At 67.5% G+C, this 14,192-nt stretch carries 11 protein-coding genes; 6 read left to right on the forward strand and 5 right to left on the reverse strand.

Annotated elements, in window-relative coordinates:
- The first annotated feature begins 116 nt into the window (after positions 1 to 116).
- On the forward strand, positions 117 to 1,628 hold the full coding sequence (locus tag AZ34_RS00815; protein ID WP_035603747.1) for a DASS family sodium-coupled anion symporter: 1,512 nt from the start codon (positions 117 to 119) through the stop codon (positions 1,626 to 1,628).
- Positions 1,629 to 1,655: 27 nt separating this feature from the next.
- On the opposite strand, the gene AZ34_RS00820 is transcribed toward AZ34_RS00815, so the two are convergent.
- Positions 1,656 to 2,615 carry a LysR family transcriptional regulator gene (locus AZ34_RS00820; protein ID WP_051510016.1) on the reverse strand — a complete coding sequence of 320 codons (960 nt, stop codon included), beginning with the start codon at positions 2,613 to 2,615 and terminating at the stop codon, positions 1,656 to 1,658.
- A gap of 125 nt (positions 2,616 to 2,740) precedes the next feature.
- Between AZ34_RS00820 and AZ34_RS00825 the strand changes: the two genes are divergently transcribed.
- From AZ34_RS00825 to AZ34_RS00835, 3 genes are all read left to right on the forward strand, one after another.
- A complete protein-coding gene (locus AZ34_RS00825) occupies positions 2,741 to 4,261 on the forward strand; it encodes a CoA-acylating methylmalonate-semialdehyde dehydrogenase (protein ID WP_035603752.1) in 1,521 nt (506 codons plus the stop codon).
- Between the two features lie 126 nt (positions 4,262 to 4,387).
- Positions 4,388 to 6,118, forward strand: coding sequence for a GMC family oxidoreductase (locus tag AZ34_RS00830; RefSeq protein WP_035603755.1), 1,731 nt, complete (start codon positions 4,388 to 4,390; stop codon positions 6,116 to 6,118).
- Positions 6,119 to 6,432: 314 nt separating this feature from the next.
- Positions 6,433 to 7,191 carry a sulfite exporter TauE/SafE family protein gene (locus AZ34_RS00835; protein WP_035603758.1) on the forward strand — a complete coding sequence of 253 codons (759 nt, stop codon included), beginning with the start codon at positions 6,433 to 6,435 and terminating at the stop codon, positions 7,189 to 7,191.
- Positions 7,192 to 7,212: 21 nt separating this feature from the next.
- Here the strand turns inward: AZ34_RS00835 and mrdA are convergent, their stop codons facing one another.
- Genes mrdA through AZ34_RS00855 form a run of 4 tightly spaced genes read right to left on the reverse strand, consistent with a single transcriptional unit; the run spans position 7,213 to position 11,955 of the window.
- Positions 7,213 to 9,387, reverse strand: coding sequence for a penicillin-binding protein 2 (gene mrdA, locus AZ34_RS00840; protein ID WP_035603761.1), 2,175 nt, complete (start codon positions 9,385 to 9,387; stop codon positions 7,213 to 7,215).
- Between the two features lie 28 nt (positions 9,388 to 9,415).
- On the reverse strand, positions 9,416 to 9,946 hold the full coding sequence (gene mreD, locus AZ34_RS00845) for a rod shape-determining protein MreD (RefSeq protein WP_035603764.1): 531 nt from the start codon (positions 9,944 to 9,946) through the stop codon (positions 9,416 to 9,418).
- Positions 9,943 to 10,860, reverse strand: coding sequence for a rod shape-determining protein MreC (gene mreC / locus AZ34_RS00850; RefSeq protein ID WP_035603767.1), 918 nt, complete (start codon positions 10,858 to 10,860; stop codon positions 9,943 to 9,945). Before mreC ends, mreD begins: the two co-directional genes overlap by 4 nt.
- A 51-nt stretch (positions 10,861 to 10,911) precedes the next feature.
- Positions 10,912 to 11,955 carry a rod shape-determining protein gene (locus AZ34_RS00855; RefSeq protein WP_035603770.1) on the reverse strand — a complete coding sequence of 348 codons (1,044 nt, stop codon included), beginning with the start codon at positions 11,953 to 11,955 and terminating at the stop codon, positions 10,912 to 10,914.
- 233 nt (positions 11,956 to 12,188) lie between these two features.
- Between AZ34_RS00855 and gatC the strand changes: the two genes are divergently transcribed.
- Together gatC and gatA are read left to right on the forward strand one after the other, a co-directional pair.
- On the forward strand, positions 12,189 to 12,521 hold the full coding sequence (gatC, locus tag AZ34_RS00860; protein WP_035603773.1) for an Asp-tRNA(Asn)/Glu-tRNA(Gln) amidotransferase subunit GatC: 333 nt from the start codon (positions 12,189 to 12,191) through the stop codon (positions 12,519 to 12,521).
- 142 nt (positions 12,522 to 12,663) lie between these two features.
- Positions 12,664 to 14,190, forward strand: a complete 1,527-nt coding sequence (gene gatA, locus AZ34_RS00865) for an Asp-tRNA(Asn)/Glu-tRNA(Gln) amidotransferase subunit GatA (RefSeq protein ID WP_035603774.1) — start codon at positions 12,664 to 12,666, stop codon at positions 14,188 to 14,190.
- The last annotated feature ends 2 nt before the right edge of the window (positions 14,191 to 14,192 follow it).

The following is a 14,192-nucleotide window of genomic DNA, read 5'->3' on the forward strand; positions in this document are numbered from 1 at the left end:
CCCCGCCCCCCAAAGCGCAGGGCGCCGGGCGCGGCAAGACCGGTGCTTGATCCACATCAAGGCGCGCCTTGGCGCGCGCCCTAGCATGGCTGCACATCCACGATGGAGGAGACGCCATGGCGACAAGCACCCCCGCTGGTTCCGCACCGGCCCGTGAACCGGTCCACCTCACGGGCCTGCTGGCCGCGTTGATCGGCCTGGCCCTGGTTCTGCTGCTGCCACGCCCCGAGGGGCTGCCGGTGGCGGGCCAGATCATGCTCGGCCTGCTGCTGTTCTCCGTCATCCTCTGGGTCACGGAAGCCGTGGACTACGCCATCAGCGCCGTGCTCATCACGGCGCTGATGGCTTTTCTGCTCGGGCTCGCGCCCAACGCAACCAAACCCGAGGCCTTGCTGGGCACCGGGCCTGCGCTGACCCTGGCCCTGGGTGGCTTCGCCAACACGGCACTGGCGCTGGTCGCCGCGGCCTGCTTCATTTCCGCGGCCATGACCATCACCGGCCTGGACAAGCGCATCGCGCTCTTCATCCTGTCCCTGGTCGGCGCACGCACCAAGCGCGTGGTGATCGGCGCCATCCTGGTCGGCATCGTGCTGTCCTTCCTCGTGCCCTCAACCACGGCCCGCGTGGCCTGCCTGGTGCCCATCGTCATGGGCATCATCCTGGCCTTCGGCATGGACAAGCGCTCACGCTTCGCAGGGCTGCTGATGATCGCCACCGCCCAGGCCGCCTCCATCTGGAACGTGGGCGTCAAGACCGCCGCCGCGCAAAACATGGTGGCCATCGGTTTCATTGAAAAGGCCTTCGGCCAGACCATCACCTGGCTGGACTGGCTGATCGCCGCCGCGCCCTGGTCCATTGGAATGTCCATCGCGCTCTACTTCGTGATGACGCGGATGATGCCGCCCGAGACCGAGGAAATCGCTGGCGGCAAGGAAACCATCCGACAGGCGCTGCGCGCGCTCGGCCCCATGACGGGCGCCGAATGGCGCTTGCTTTTCATCATGCTGACCCTGCTGGGCCTGTGGGCCACAGAGAAAGTGCTGCACCCCTTCGACACCTCCAGCACCACCATCGCGGCCATCGCGCTGATGTTCACGCCGGGCATCGGCGTCATGGGCTGGAAACAGGCGCAATCAAAAATCCCCTGGGGCACCATCGTGCTCTTCGGCACCGGCATCAGCCTGGGCACGGCGCTGCTGCAAACCAAGGCCGCCGCCTGGCTGGCCAACATCATCGTGGCCAACCTGGGCCTGGCGGGTGCCTCGGCCTTCATGATCCTGGCCCTGCTCTCGCTCTTCCTGATCGTGGTGCATCTTGGCTTCGCCAGTGCCACGGCCCTGGCCTCGGCCATGATCCCCATCATGATCAGCGTGCTGCAACAGATCGCGGGCGGACCGGATGCAGCATCGCTGAACCTGATCGGCATGACCATGCTGCTGCAGTTCGTGGTGAGCTTCGGCTTCATCCTGCCGGTCAACGCACCGCAGAACATGGTGGCCTACGGCACAGACACCTTCAGCGTGAAGGACTTCGTGCGCACGGGGCTGGTGCTCACGGTGATTGGTTATGCATTGGTGCTGTTGCTGGGGGCGACGTATTGGTCTTGGATGGGGTATCTGAAGCACTGAGGCCGCGGGGCACCGACCGATCAAACGCTAAGCGGCAGGCAGCGCAAACCCCGTCCCGAGCGTCTGCTTCAGATGATCCACCAGACACTGCACCGCACGCGGCGGCTGCGGTGACCAGGGGCGGATGGCATAGATGCGTTCGCCGAAAAAATCGCGTGGTTGCCACGCGGGCAGCACGCGCCGCAAGCGGCCTGCGCTCAGGGCTTCAGCCGCGCTGAAGTCCGGCAGCAGGGCGATGCCCAGTCCGCCCAATGCCGCCTCGCGCAAGACCTCGCTGTTGTTGGCCTTGAGCGGCCCGCCCACGGCGACGGCCACGCGTTCGCCCTCCGTGCTTGGGGGTCGCCGGCCCCCGCTTTTCTCGAAAGCCCAGCTCTGCCCCGCCGCGCCGCGCAGATAGAGCAGGCATTGGTGCCGCGCCAACTCGGCGGGATGCTTGGGCTCACCCGCGCGCGCCAGGTAGTCGGGGCTGGCCACCAGCACCGAACGCGTGTCGCACAGCACCGTGGCCACTTGCGTGTCCGGCGCGGCCTGGGCGTGGCGGATGGCGAGGTCAAAACCTTCCTGGGCCAGATTGACGAAACGGTCGCTCAGGTCCAGCTCAATGCGGATCTCCGGCCAGGCCCGGCCGAAGGCGGGCAGCGTGGGCGCGATGTGCTGCCGCCCCAGGGCCACGGGCGCGCTCACGCGCACCAGGCCGCGCGGCGCGCCCGCCAGGTCCTTGGCGCTGGCCACGCCCTGTTCGATGCGCGCGAAGGCCGCGCCGATGTCGTCCACCAACTGCTGCCCCGCCGCCGTCAGGCCCACGGCGCGGGTGGTGCGCCGCACCAGGGGCAGGCCCAGCGCGCGTTCCAACTCGGCGATGCGCATGCTGGCCGAGGCCTTGGACACGCCCAGGCGGCGCGCCGCCTGGGTGTAGCTGCGGGTCTGGGCCAGCACGGTCAGCAGGTGCAGATCGGCATAGGCCAAGTGGGGAGTGTCACTGCTCATGGCGCCATTGTTCATGAAATTGAACAATGTGGTCAGCTTTCCAGTCTTCCCAAGCACCGGGGCGCGGCCTAGACTGCGGGCCATCGCCCACTGACCCGCCCCACCGATACGCCACGGAGACCGCCATGAACGCTCGCAACCTCGCCCCCATCGGGCACTACATCGCAGGTCAGATCCGGCCCGGCACTTCCGGCCGCCAGCAGGACGTGAGCAACCCGGCCACTGGCGCGGTCACGGGCCAGGTGGCACTGGCGTCCAGCGCGGAAGTCGATGCGGCGGTCGCGGCCGCTCAAGCCGCCTTCCCGGCCTGGGCCGACACCCCGCCGCTGCGCCGCGCGCGCATCCTCTTCAAGTTCCTCGAACTGCTCAACCAGCACCGCGACGAGCTGGCGCGCCTGATCACCGCCGAGCACGGCAAGGTGTACACCGACGCGCAGGGCGAAGTGACGCGCGGCATCGACATCGTGGAGTTCGCCACCGGCATCCCGCAACTGCTCAAGGGCGACTACACCGAGCAGGTCTCCACCGGCATGGACAACTGGACCCTGCGCCAGCCCCTGGGCGTGGTGGCGGGCATCACGCCTTTCAACTTCCCGGTCATGGTGCCCATGTGGATGTTCCCGGTCGCCATCGCCTGCGGCAACACCTTCGTGCTCAAACCCAGCCCGCTGGACCCCAGCCCCAGCCTGCGCATGGCCGAGCTGCTGAAGCAGGCCGGCCTGCCCGACGGCGTGTTCAACGTGGTGCAGGGCGACAAGGGCGCGGTGGATGCGCTGCTGGCCCATCCGGACGTGAAGGCCGTGAGCTTCGTCGGCTCCACGCCCGTGGCCAACAGCATCTACGAAACCGGCGCGCGCCACGGCAAGCGCGTGCAGGCCCTGGGCGGCGCGAAGAACCACATGGTCGTCATGCCCGACGCCGACCTGGACCAGGCGGTCGACGGCCTGATCGGCGCGGCCTATGGCTCTGCTGGCGAACGCTGCATGGCGATTTCGGTCGCCGTGCTGGTGGGTGAGGTGGGCGACCAGATCATGCCCAAGCTGATCGAGCGCACGAAGGCGCTCAAGGTGCTGGACGGCATGAACCTCGCCGCCGAGATGGGGCCCATCGTCACCGAGGCCGCGCGGCAACGCATCACGGGCTACATCGAACACGGTGCGAAGGAAGGCGCCAAGCTGCTGGTGGATGGGCGCGGCTTCCCCGGCGCGAAGGCCGGCGCGGGCTGCGAGCAAGGCTTCTGGCTGGGCGGCACGCTGTTCGACCACGTCAAGCCTGAGATGAAGATCTACAAGGAAGAAATCTTCGGCCCCGTGCTCTCCTGCGTGCGCGTGCCCGACTTCGCCAGTGCCGTGCAACTTGTCAACGACCACGAGTTCGGCAATGGCGTCTCCTGCTACACGCGCGACGGCAACGCCGCCCGCGAGTTCGCGCGCCGCATCCAGGTGGGCATGGTCGGCATCAATGTGCCGATTCCGGTGCCCATGGCCTGGCACGGTTTTGGCGGCTGGAAGAAGAGCCTGTTTGGCGACATGCACGCCTACGGCGAGGAAGGCGTGCGCTTCTACACCAAGCAAAAGAGCGTGATGCAACGCTGGCCGGAGAGCATAGGCAAGGGCGCCGAGTTCGTGATGCCGACGTCGAAGTGAGTCTTCCGCGGCGCAGCGCGCCGCCTTTGGGTTACTCCGCCCAGGTGGCGCGGATCGACCGCACACGGCAGCGGCACTGCCATGGCGTCCCCCGGTTAGACTGCCCGACCACCACAACGACGAGCCATGAGCGAGACAACGTTCGACACCATCATCATCGGCGCGGGCACGGCGGGCAGCCTGCTCGCCAACCGCCTGAGCGCCGACAAATCCAAACGCATCCTCCTGATCGAGGCCGGCCGCAAGGACGACTACCACTGGATCCACATCCCCGTTGGTTACCTGCATTGCATTGGCAACCCGCGCACCGATTGGCTCTACCAGACCGAGCCGGATGCCGGGCTCAACGGCCGTGCGCTGCGCTACCCGCGCGGCAAGGTGCTGGGCGGCAGCTCCAGCATCAACGGCATGATCTACATGCGTGGCCAGGCGCAGGATTACGACCAATGGGCGCAACTGACGGGCGACATGCGCTGGGGCTGGGACCAAGTGCTGCCTTTCTTCAAGCGGCATGAAGACCACTACCGGGGCGACCCAGTGGGCAAGAGCGCGAAGGACGCGGCGCGGGCGCCGGACCCGGCCTTTGCAGCCTTCCACGGCACCGGCGGTGAATGGCGCGTGGACCGGCAGCGCCTGCGCTGGGAGGTACTGGACGCCTTCGCACGGGCGGCTCAGCAAGCCGGCATTCCGGCCACCGAGGACTTCAACCGGGGCGACAACGAAGGCGTGGGCTACTTCGAAGTCAATCAGAAGCACGGCCTGCGCTGGAACACGGCCAAGGCCTTTCTGCGCCCAACCTGCTACGCACGCCCGAACTTCGAGCTCTGGACTGCAGCCCAGGTCTCTCGTCTGCTGTTCGAGGAGGGCGCCGACGGCCGGCCGCGCTGCGTGGGCGCGCAAGTCTGGACCGGGCACGAACAGGTGACCGCGCGCCTGCCGCAAGGTGGCGGGGGTGAAGTGATTCTTTGCGCCGGCAGCATCGGCACGCCGCAGATCCTGCAGCTCTCGGGCCTGGGCCCCGCCGCACTGCTGCAAGAGCACGGCGTGCCCGTGTTGCGAGACATCCCAGGCGTGGGTGCCAACTTGCAGGACCACCTGCAAATCCGCGCGGTCTACAAGGTGCGCGGCGCGAAGGACCGGCGCGGCCTCACGCTCAACACCCTGGCCGACAGCGCCTGGGGCAAGTTCAAGATCGGCCTGGAATACGCCTTGCGCCGCAGCGGGCCGATGAGTATGGCCCCCAGCCAACTCGGCGCCTTCACCCGCAGCCGCCCCGGCCTGGATCGCCCCAACCTCGAATACCACGTACAGCCGCTGTCACTGGACGCCTTCGGCGAACCCCTGCACGGCTTCAACGCCTTCACGGCCAGTGTCTGCAATCTGCAACCGACCAGCCGGGGCACGGTGCGCATCCGCAGCTCGCGCTTCGAGGACGCCCCGGCCATCGCCCCCAACTACCTGTCCACGCCCGAAGACCGGCAGGTCGCCGCCGAATCCCTGCGGGTCACGCGGCGCATCGTGGCCCAGCCCGCGCTGGCGCCCTACCGGCCCGAGGAATGGAAACCAGGCCTGCTGCCAGGCGGCGCGGCGCAAAGCGATGAGGACCTGGCGCGCCTCGCGGGCGACATCGCCACCACCATCTTCCATCCCGTGGGCACGACCAAAATGGGGCGCGTGGAGGGATCGAACGCGGACCCGCTGGCCGTGGTGGACGCGGAACTGCGCGTGCGCGGCGTCTCAGGCCTGCGCATCGCGGACGCAGGCGTCATGCCCACCATCACCAGCGGCAACACCAACGCACCCACGCTGATGATCGCGGAACGCCTGGCCGCGCTATTGCGCCAGTCCCCAGCCTAGGGCAAACGCGCGCACGGGAAAATCCCGATGCCCTCAAATGGTGCCCAGGCCTACAGTCACGTCACTCAAGGTGCGGCAGGAGAGCTGCCGCAGGCGCGAGGAACCGAGGACGACACTGGCTTGTTATACAGAAAAACAAAATAAAGCTACCATCCATAGCAGATGGCTCTGCTGAAGCACCGCGCGCAAGCCCGGTGCTTTTTTTATGGGCTATCGTTGCGAGCCTTGCCTCGCCCTCCTCGACTTCACCCTGACCGCTCCGTTCAGCCCACCGGCCCAGCGCCGCATGGGCGACACTTCTGACCTCTATCCCCATGGAATTGCTGTTTGTCTCGCTGGCCTCGCTGCTGGCTGGCTTCGTGGACGCCATCGTCGGCGGCGGTGGCCTGATTCTGGTGCCGGCCCTGTTCGCGACCTACCCGGGCGCCAGCGCCGCCACCTTGCTGGGCACCAACAAATCGGCTTCGGTCTGGGGCACCGCCTTTTCCGCCGCGCAGTACGCGCGGCGCGTGGAACTGCGCTGGCCGGCCCTGCTGCCGGCCATGGCGTTGACGCTGATCGGCTCCTTCATCGGCGCCTGGCTGGTCACGCTGATTTCCACGGGCTTCCTGCGCAAGCTGCTGCCCCTGGTTCTGCTCGCCGTGCTGCTCTACACCCTGGCCCGCAAGGACCTGGGCCGGGCGCACGCACCGCGCTACGCCGGCCGCGCCGAGGCGCTGGTGGCCGGCACCATCGGTCTGCTGATCGGCTTCTACGATGGCCTGTTCGGACCCGGCACGGGCAGCTTTTTCATCTTCCTGATGGTGCGACTGCTGGGTTACGACTTCCTGCACGCCTCGGCTCACGCCAAGCTGCTCAATGTCTGCAGCAATGTGGCGGCCATCGTGCTGTTTGGCCTGCAGGGCCATGTCTGGTGGCATGTCGCGCTGATACTGGCCCTGGCCAACGTGGCGGGCAGCCTGCTGGGAACGCGGCTGGCGCTCAAGCACGGCGCGGGTTTCGTGCGTGGTGTGTTCATCGTGGTCGTGCTGGCGCTGATCCTCAAGACCGGGCGAGACGCCTTCTGGCCTTGAGGCGCTAGGCCGCCAGCAGGCTTATCGCACCCCGGGGGTGTCCACCAGCACTTCCGGCACCGGTACGGCGGGCGCCGGCGCGGGTTCCGGCAAGGGGGTCTGCACTGGTTGTGCAGCCTGCCCCGGACTGGTCTCGGTGAGTACCGATTCACGCCGCTCGTTCGGCGCGGGCGCGGCCGTGGCGGGTCGCTGGAACCAGGCCCGCTTGAGGCCGCCCATGGCCTTGACTTCCTCGTCCACGCTGCGCGGCGGCCAGGCCACCTCGGCCGCGAGGCGTGGCCGGCCGATCGGATAGGCCGTCAGGCCCTCGCGCACGGCGTACAGGTCTTCCACGCTCGGGTACTGGCCCAGCAGCCAATAGTCGAACACGCGTCGAGCGATGGGTGCGGCCTGCTCGGCGCCCCAGCCGGCGTTCTCGACCACCAGCGCCAACGCGATGCGCGGTTCGTCAGCGGGCGCGAAGGCCATGTAGAGCGCGTGATCGCGCTGGTGCTCTTCCAGCTTGCGCGCGTCGTATTTGTCCTTCTGGCTGATGGTCACGGCCTGGGCCGTGCCCGTCTTGCCCGCGCTGAGGTACTTGGCACCAGCGAAGGAGCGCGCAGAGGTGCCTTCCTGCGTCACGCCGACCAGGGCGCGCCGGACCGCCTCGAGGTTTTGCGGGTTGTAGCCCAGGCTCTGCGGTGGCGTCTTGGCCGTCTCTCGCATGCGCAGAGTCTGCGGGTCCTGCGTGCCGATGACCAGGTGCGGGCGCTGGCGCAAGCCGTTGTTGGCCAGCGCGGCGGTGGCTGTGGCCAACTGCAGCATGGTGAAGGTGTTGTAGCCCTGGCCGATGCCCAGGGAAATCGTCTCGCCCGCGAACCAACGCTGCTGGTTGGGTTGCTTGAAGGCGCGCCGCTTCCAGTCCTGGTTGGGCAACACGCCCCGCACCTCGCCTTGGATATCGATGCCCGTGATCTGGCCAAAACCCAAGGGTTTCATGAAGTCATGGATGGCTTCCACGCCCAGGTCGTTGGCCAAGGCGTAGTAATAGACATTGCTGGACTTGACGATGCTGCGGTGCAGGTCGACCACGCCCAGACCGAAGTCACCGTGGCTGCGGTAGGTGTGGCCTGCGAGGGTCCAGGAGCCGGTGTCCACGATGGTCGTGCCCGGTTCGCGCTTGCCCAGCTCCAGGGCCGCCAGCGCCATGAAGGGCTTGTAGGTGGAACCCGGCGGGTAGATGCCGCGCAAGGCGCGGTTGAGCAGGGGTTTCTCGATGGACTCGTTCAGCTCCTGCCAGGCTTCCTGGTCCACGCCTTCGACGAAGATGTTGGGGTCGAAGGTGGGCTTGGAAACAAAGGCCAGGATTTCACCGTTGTTAGGGTCCATTGCCACCAGCGCGCCGCGCCGGTCGCCGAACATCTGCTCGACCAGATGCTGCAGCTTGATGTCAATGGACAGCAGCACGTTGTCACCGGGCCGGTCCGGCTGGGTGGCCAGCGTGCGCATGATGACGCCGCCGGCCGAGGTTTCGATGCGTTCGAAACCAGTCTGCCCATGCAATTGCTTCTCGAAGCTCTGCTCCACGCCCAGCTTGCCGATGTAGTCGGTGCCGCGATAGTTGGCCTGCTCCTCGGCGGGCAAGGTCTCGATGCGCCGTTTCTCGCTGCGGTTGATGCGGCCGATGTAGCCCACGACGTGGCTGCCCAGCTCGCCCCAGGGGTAGTTGCGCAGCAGGCGCGCGCGCAGCTCGACACCCTTGAAGCGGTAACGCTGCACGGTGAAGCGTGCCACTTCCTCGTCGGACAGGCGGATGCGAATGGGCAAGGACTCCACGCCCCGGCTTTCCTGCATCAAGCGTCGAAAGCGCTGGCGGTCACGCGGCGTGATCTCCACCAGCTGGGCCAGCTCGTCCAGGGTCTTGGGCAGATCGTCCACCTGGGACGGCGTGATTTCCAGCGTGTAGGCCGAGTAGTTGGTCGCCAGCGGGATGCCGTTGCGGTCCAGGATCAAGCCGCGCGCGGGCGTGAGCGGCACGATGGTGGTGCGGTTCACCTCGGCCTGTGCCTGCAATTCCTCGTGGCGGAACACCTGCAGGTAAACCAGCCGAACCAGCAGCAGCAGGAAGCAGACGGAGATCACCGCCGCGAACATCAGGGCGCGGCTGCGGAAGCGGTGCAGGTCCGCCTCGACGTTGCGCAGTTCGGTCAGCGCCATGGCAATCCGACGGACGATGAAGGCATATTCAGATCGGCCGGTTGGCGTCCGGATCGGGCGCGCGACGCTGCGGCAACAGCAGCAGCAAAGTCGCCACGGGCCAGAGCAGGGCCTCGATCAGGGGAGCCATCAGCAGGGACCAGCCCGGGAACTGTCCCCCCAGCATCATGCGCACCGCCACGGTGACAACATGCGCGGCCGCCAGGATGGGCAGCACCTGCAGCGTTTGACCCGACACCGGAAACCAGAGGATGCGCCGGTGCACCGCGATGGCGAAGAAACTCAAGACCGAATAGGCCAGCGCGTGCTGGCCCAGCACGCTGCCCTGGTGCACGTCCATCAGCAAACCGAACAGAAAAGCCCCGGTCATGCCGATGCGGCGCGGCTGGTGCACGCCCCAGAAGACCAGGGTCAGGGCCAGCAGATCCGGCGCCCAGGACGCACGGCCCCAGAGCACGAAATTGCCGAGCATGCTCAGGGCCAAGGCGGCGACCAGGCTGCCCCAGATGAACACCGGCTTGGCCGGCAGCAGCAGTTGTTGACCCGCACGCAGCATCATCCACCTCCCTTGCGGCCCGTGGCGGGGCCTGCCTCGGGAGCCGGCCGTGGCGGCACCTGCTGCGCCAGAGGCTCCAGCACCAGCACCTGACTGGCGCCATCCACCCGCCCCTGCGGTTCGCAGAAGATGCGCGCGAAGGCGGCCGCCGGGCGACGTTCAACCCGGCTGACACGCGCCACCGGCAAGCCCGAGGGATAAACGCCGTCGATACCGCTGGTCACCAGCAGGTCACCGGGCTGCACGTCGGCGTCCACGCTCATGTAACGCAGTTCGAGCTGACCACCATGCAAATCGGGTTCGCCAAACACCACGGCGCGCACGCCGGTGCGGGTGTTGACGATGGGCGTGGCCTGCGCGGCGTCGATGACCAGCGTGACTTCGGCGAGCGTGGCATGCACACGCGTCACCTGACCCAGCAAACCCGAATCATCGATCACCGGCGCGCCAGCGCGCACGCCGTGCACCAAACCGCGGTCGATGACCACGCGGTGCACATAGGGGTCGGCGGCGTCATAGAGCACCTGGGCGGCCTGGCCGGGCGTGGGCAGGCGCGGGCGCAGCTCCAGCAGGCGGCGCAGCTGCTCGTTCTCAAGCGCCAGCTGCTCATACCGCAGCACGCGCGGGGTCTGCTGTCGCAGCAGTTCCTGGCTGTGCGCGGCCAAGTCTCGTGCATACCGCAGATCCTGCACCGCTTGATACAGGTCGCGGCTCCACAGCACTGGCTGCTGCAGGGCCCATTGCAAGGGGTAGACCACGGCGGAAATCACCGTGCGCACGGGGCCGGTGATCTGGAAGCGGGTGTCCGCCACCATCAGCAACAGCGCCAGCGCACCGGCCAGCAAGAGCCGCGACAGGGCGGATGCGCCTTGACGGAAGAAGGGCGGTGGCGATCTGTCCAGAGTACCGAGCGCCATATGCGTGTGCGGCCCCTTTCCCGCGAATCAGTCTTGTCCGATCAAACCGGCTTATTCGTTGGTGAAGATCGCGCCCAGGTGGTCCATGCGCTCCAGCGCGATGCCGCAACCGCGCACCACGCAGGTCAGCGGGTCTTCGGCCACCAGCACGGGCAGGCCGGTTTCCTCGGACAGCAGGCGGTCCAGGTCGCGCAGCAGGGCGCCGCCGCCGGTCAGCATCATGCCGCGGTCGGCGATGTCGGCGCCCAGTTCGGGCGGCGTCTGTTCCAGCGCGTTCTTGACGGCGGACACGACATTGTTCAGCGGATCGGTCAGCGCTTCCAGGATTTCATTGCTGGAGATCGTGAATGCGCGCGGCACGCCCTCGGACAGGTTGCGACCGCGCACTTCCATCTCGCGCACCTCGCTGCCCGGGAAGGCCGAGCCGATGTCCTTCTTGATGGCTTCGGCCGTGGGCTCGCCGATCAGCATGCCGTAGTTGCGGCGGATGTAGTTGATGATGGCTTCGTCGAACTTGTCGCCGCCCACGCGGACCGAGCCCTTGTAGACCATGCCGCCCAGGGAGATGACACCCACTTCGGTCGTTCCGCCGCCGATGTCCACAACCATGGAGCCGGAGGCCTCGGAGACCGGCAGGCCGGCGCCGATGGCGGCGGCCATGGGTTCCTCGATCAGGTAGACCTCGGACGCGCCCGCGCCCAGGGCCGATTCGCGGATGGCCCGGCGTTCCACCTGGGTCGAGCCGCAGGGCACGCAGATGATGATGCGCGGGCTGGGCTTGAACATGCTGCGCGGGTGCACCATGCGGATGAACTGCTTGAGCATCTGCTCGGTGACGGTGAAGTCGGCGATCACACCGTCCTTCATCGGGCGGATGGCCTCGATGTTGCCCGGCACCTTGCCCAGCATGGACTTGGCTTCATGGCCCACGGCCTGGATGGCCTTCTTGCCTTGGGGGCCGCCTTCGTGGCGGATCGCCACCACCGAGGGTTCGTTGAGCACCAGCCCCTTGTCGCGGGCGTAAATCAGCGTGTTGGCCGTGCCCAGATCAATCGCCAGGTCGGTCGAGAAATACTGGCGAAACGCTTCAAACATTGCTCTATCCTTTGGGTGCCGCGGGTGTCCTTGAAGGCGGGATAATACCCCATCCCCTGTGCGCGCCCAGGCTGCGCCAGGCCCGCCGGAACGCGGATGAGCCCAGGAATTACACCGCTTACACGCGGTTTCAAGCCCGCCATCCACCCCTTGGACGCGCAAGCAAGCCGCCTGTGCGTCCAGGCGCTCCGGCAACCGCCCCGCCATCCTTCTGCCTCAACACGGTTTTCGCCATGTCACTGACCTCCGCCGACATCACGCGCATCGCCAGCCTGGCCCGGCTGGAACTGAGCCCCGCCGAGGGCGAACGCATGCGCGAACGCATCAACGGGTTCTTCGCCATCGTCGAGCAGATGCGCGCGGTGGACACCACCGGCATCGAGCCCCTGTCGCACCCGACCATGGCCGCCGCCTACCAGGCCGCTGGCCGCCAGGCCGAGGCCGCGCAAGCGGCCCTGCGCTTGCGCGAAGACCGCGCCAGCGAGACCAATCAGCGCGAGGCCAACCAGCGCAGCGCCCCGGCGGTGGAGCGGGGGCTGTTCCTGGTTCCCAAGGTCATCGAGTGATGGTGTTGCGCAACCCCAGGCTCCGCGCCTCCTTGGGCGCTACGCCCTCCTCCTTGCATGGGGCAACACCCGTGGGCCGGCAAAGCCGGCTCCATGGCGTTCCCCGCATCCGTCTTCACCCCCTATTTGCTTTCGATAAGTCATGACCGGCACCGATCTCCATCAACTCAGCGTGGCCGAGCTGGCCGCGCAACTGCGCCAGAAAAAGGTCTCGGCCGTCGAGGCGGCGCAGCATTTCCTCAAGCGCATCCACACCCACCAGGGCCTGGCCGCCTTCCTGGCCCTGGACGAAGAAGCGACACTGGCCCAGGCACGTGCCGCCGACGCGCGCCTGGCGGCCGGTGACACAGCTCCCCTGCTGGGCGTGCCGATCGCGCACAAGGACATCTTCGTGACGCGAGACTTCCCGAGCACTGCGGGCAGCAAGATGCTGACGGGTTACCGCTCGCCCTTCGACGCGACCGTGGTCGCCCGACTGGGCCAGGGCGCGCCGGACCAGGGTCCCGGCGCGGGTGCCGTCACCCTGGGCAAGCTGAGCTGTGACGAGTTCGCGATGGGTTCGTCCAACGAGGCCGTGGCCGTGCCGGCCGTCGGCTTGTCCATGCCCACCCAGGTCAAGAACCCCTGGGACTCGACCCGCGTGCCCGGCGGCTCCTCGGGCGGCAGCGCCGCAGCCATCGCGGCGCGCCTGGCCCCTGCGGCCACCGGCACGGACACGGGTGGCTCCATCCGCCAGCCCGCGAGCTTCTGCGGCATCACCGGCATCAAGCCGACCTACGGCCGTGCCAGCCGCTACGGCATGATCGCCTACGCCTCCAGCCTGGATCAGGCCGGGCCGATGGCACGTTCCGCCGAGGACTGCGCCCTACTGCTCTCGGCCCTGTGCGGGCCGGACCTGGACCGCGACTCCACCTCGCTCGACATTCCAGGCGAGGATTTCAGCCGCGGGCTGAACGACAAACTCGATGGCCTGCAGAACCTTCGCATTGGCATCCCCAAGGAGTTCTTCGGCGCGGGCCTGGCCGCCGACGTGCGCGCCGCCATCGACACGGCGCTCAAGCAGTACGAGCAACTCGGCGCCAAACTGGTCGAAATTTCGCTGCCCCGCACCGAGCTGGCCATCCCGGTGTACTACATCATCGCCCCGGCCGAGGCCAGCTCCAACCTCTCGCGCTTCGACGGCGTGAAGTTCGGCCACCGCGCGGCGAACTACACCGACCTGCTCGACATGTACAAGAAGAGCCGCAGCGAGGGCTTCGGCGACGAAGTGCAGCGCCGCATCATGATCGGCACTTATGTGCTGAGCCATGGCTACTACGACGCCTATTACCTGCAGGCGCAGAAGATCCGCCGCATGATCGCCGACGACTTCCAGAACGCCTTCCAGCAATGCGACGTGATCGCGGGCCCCGTGGCCCCCACCGTGGCCTGGAAGATCGGCGGCCATGGTGATGACCCCGTGGCCGACTACCTGGCCGACATCTACACCCTGCCCGGTTCACTCGCGGGCCTGCCGGGCATGAGCCTGCCGGTGGGCTTTGGCGAAGGTGGCCTGCCCGTGGGCATGCAGCTGATCGGCAACTACCTGCAGGAAGCGCGGCTGCTCAACGCCGCGCACCGCTACCAGCAGGCCACCGATTTCCACCTCCGCACACCCGCAGGTTTCTGACC

Source organism: Hylemonella gracilis str. Niagara R (assembly GCF_000600295.1).
GTDB classification, from domain to species: domain Bacteria; phylum Pseudomonadota; class Gammaproteobacteria; order Burkholderiales; family Burkholderiaceae_C; genus Hylemonella; species Hylemonella gracilis_A.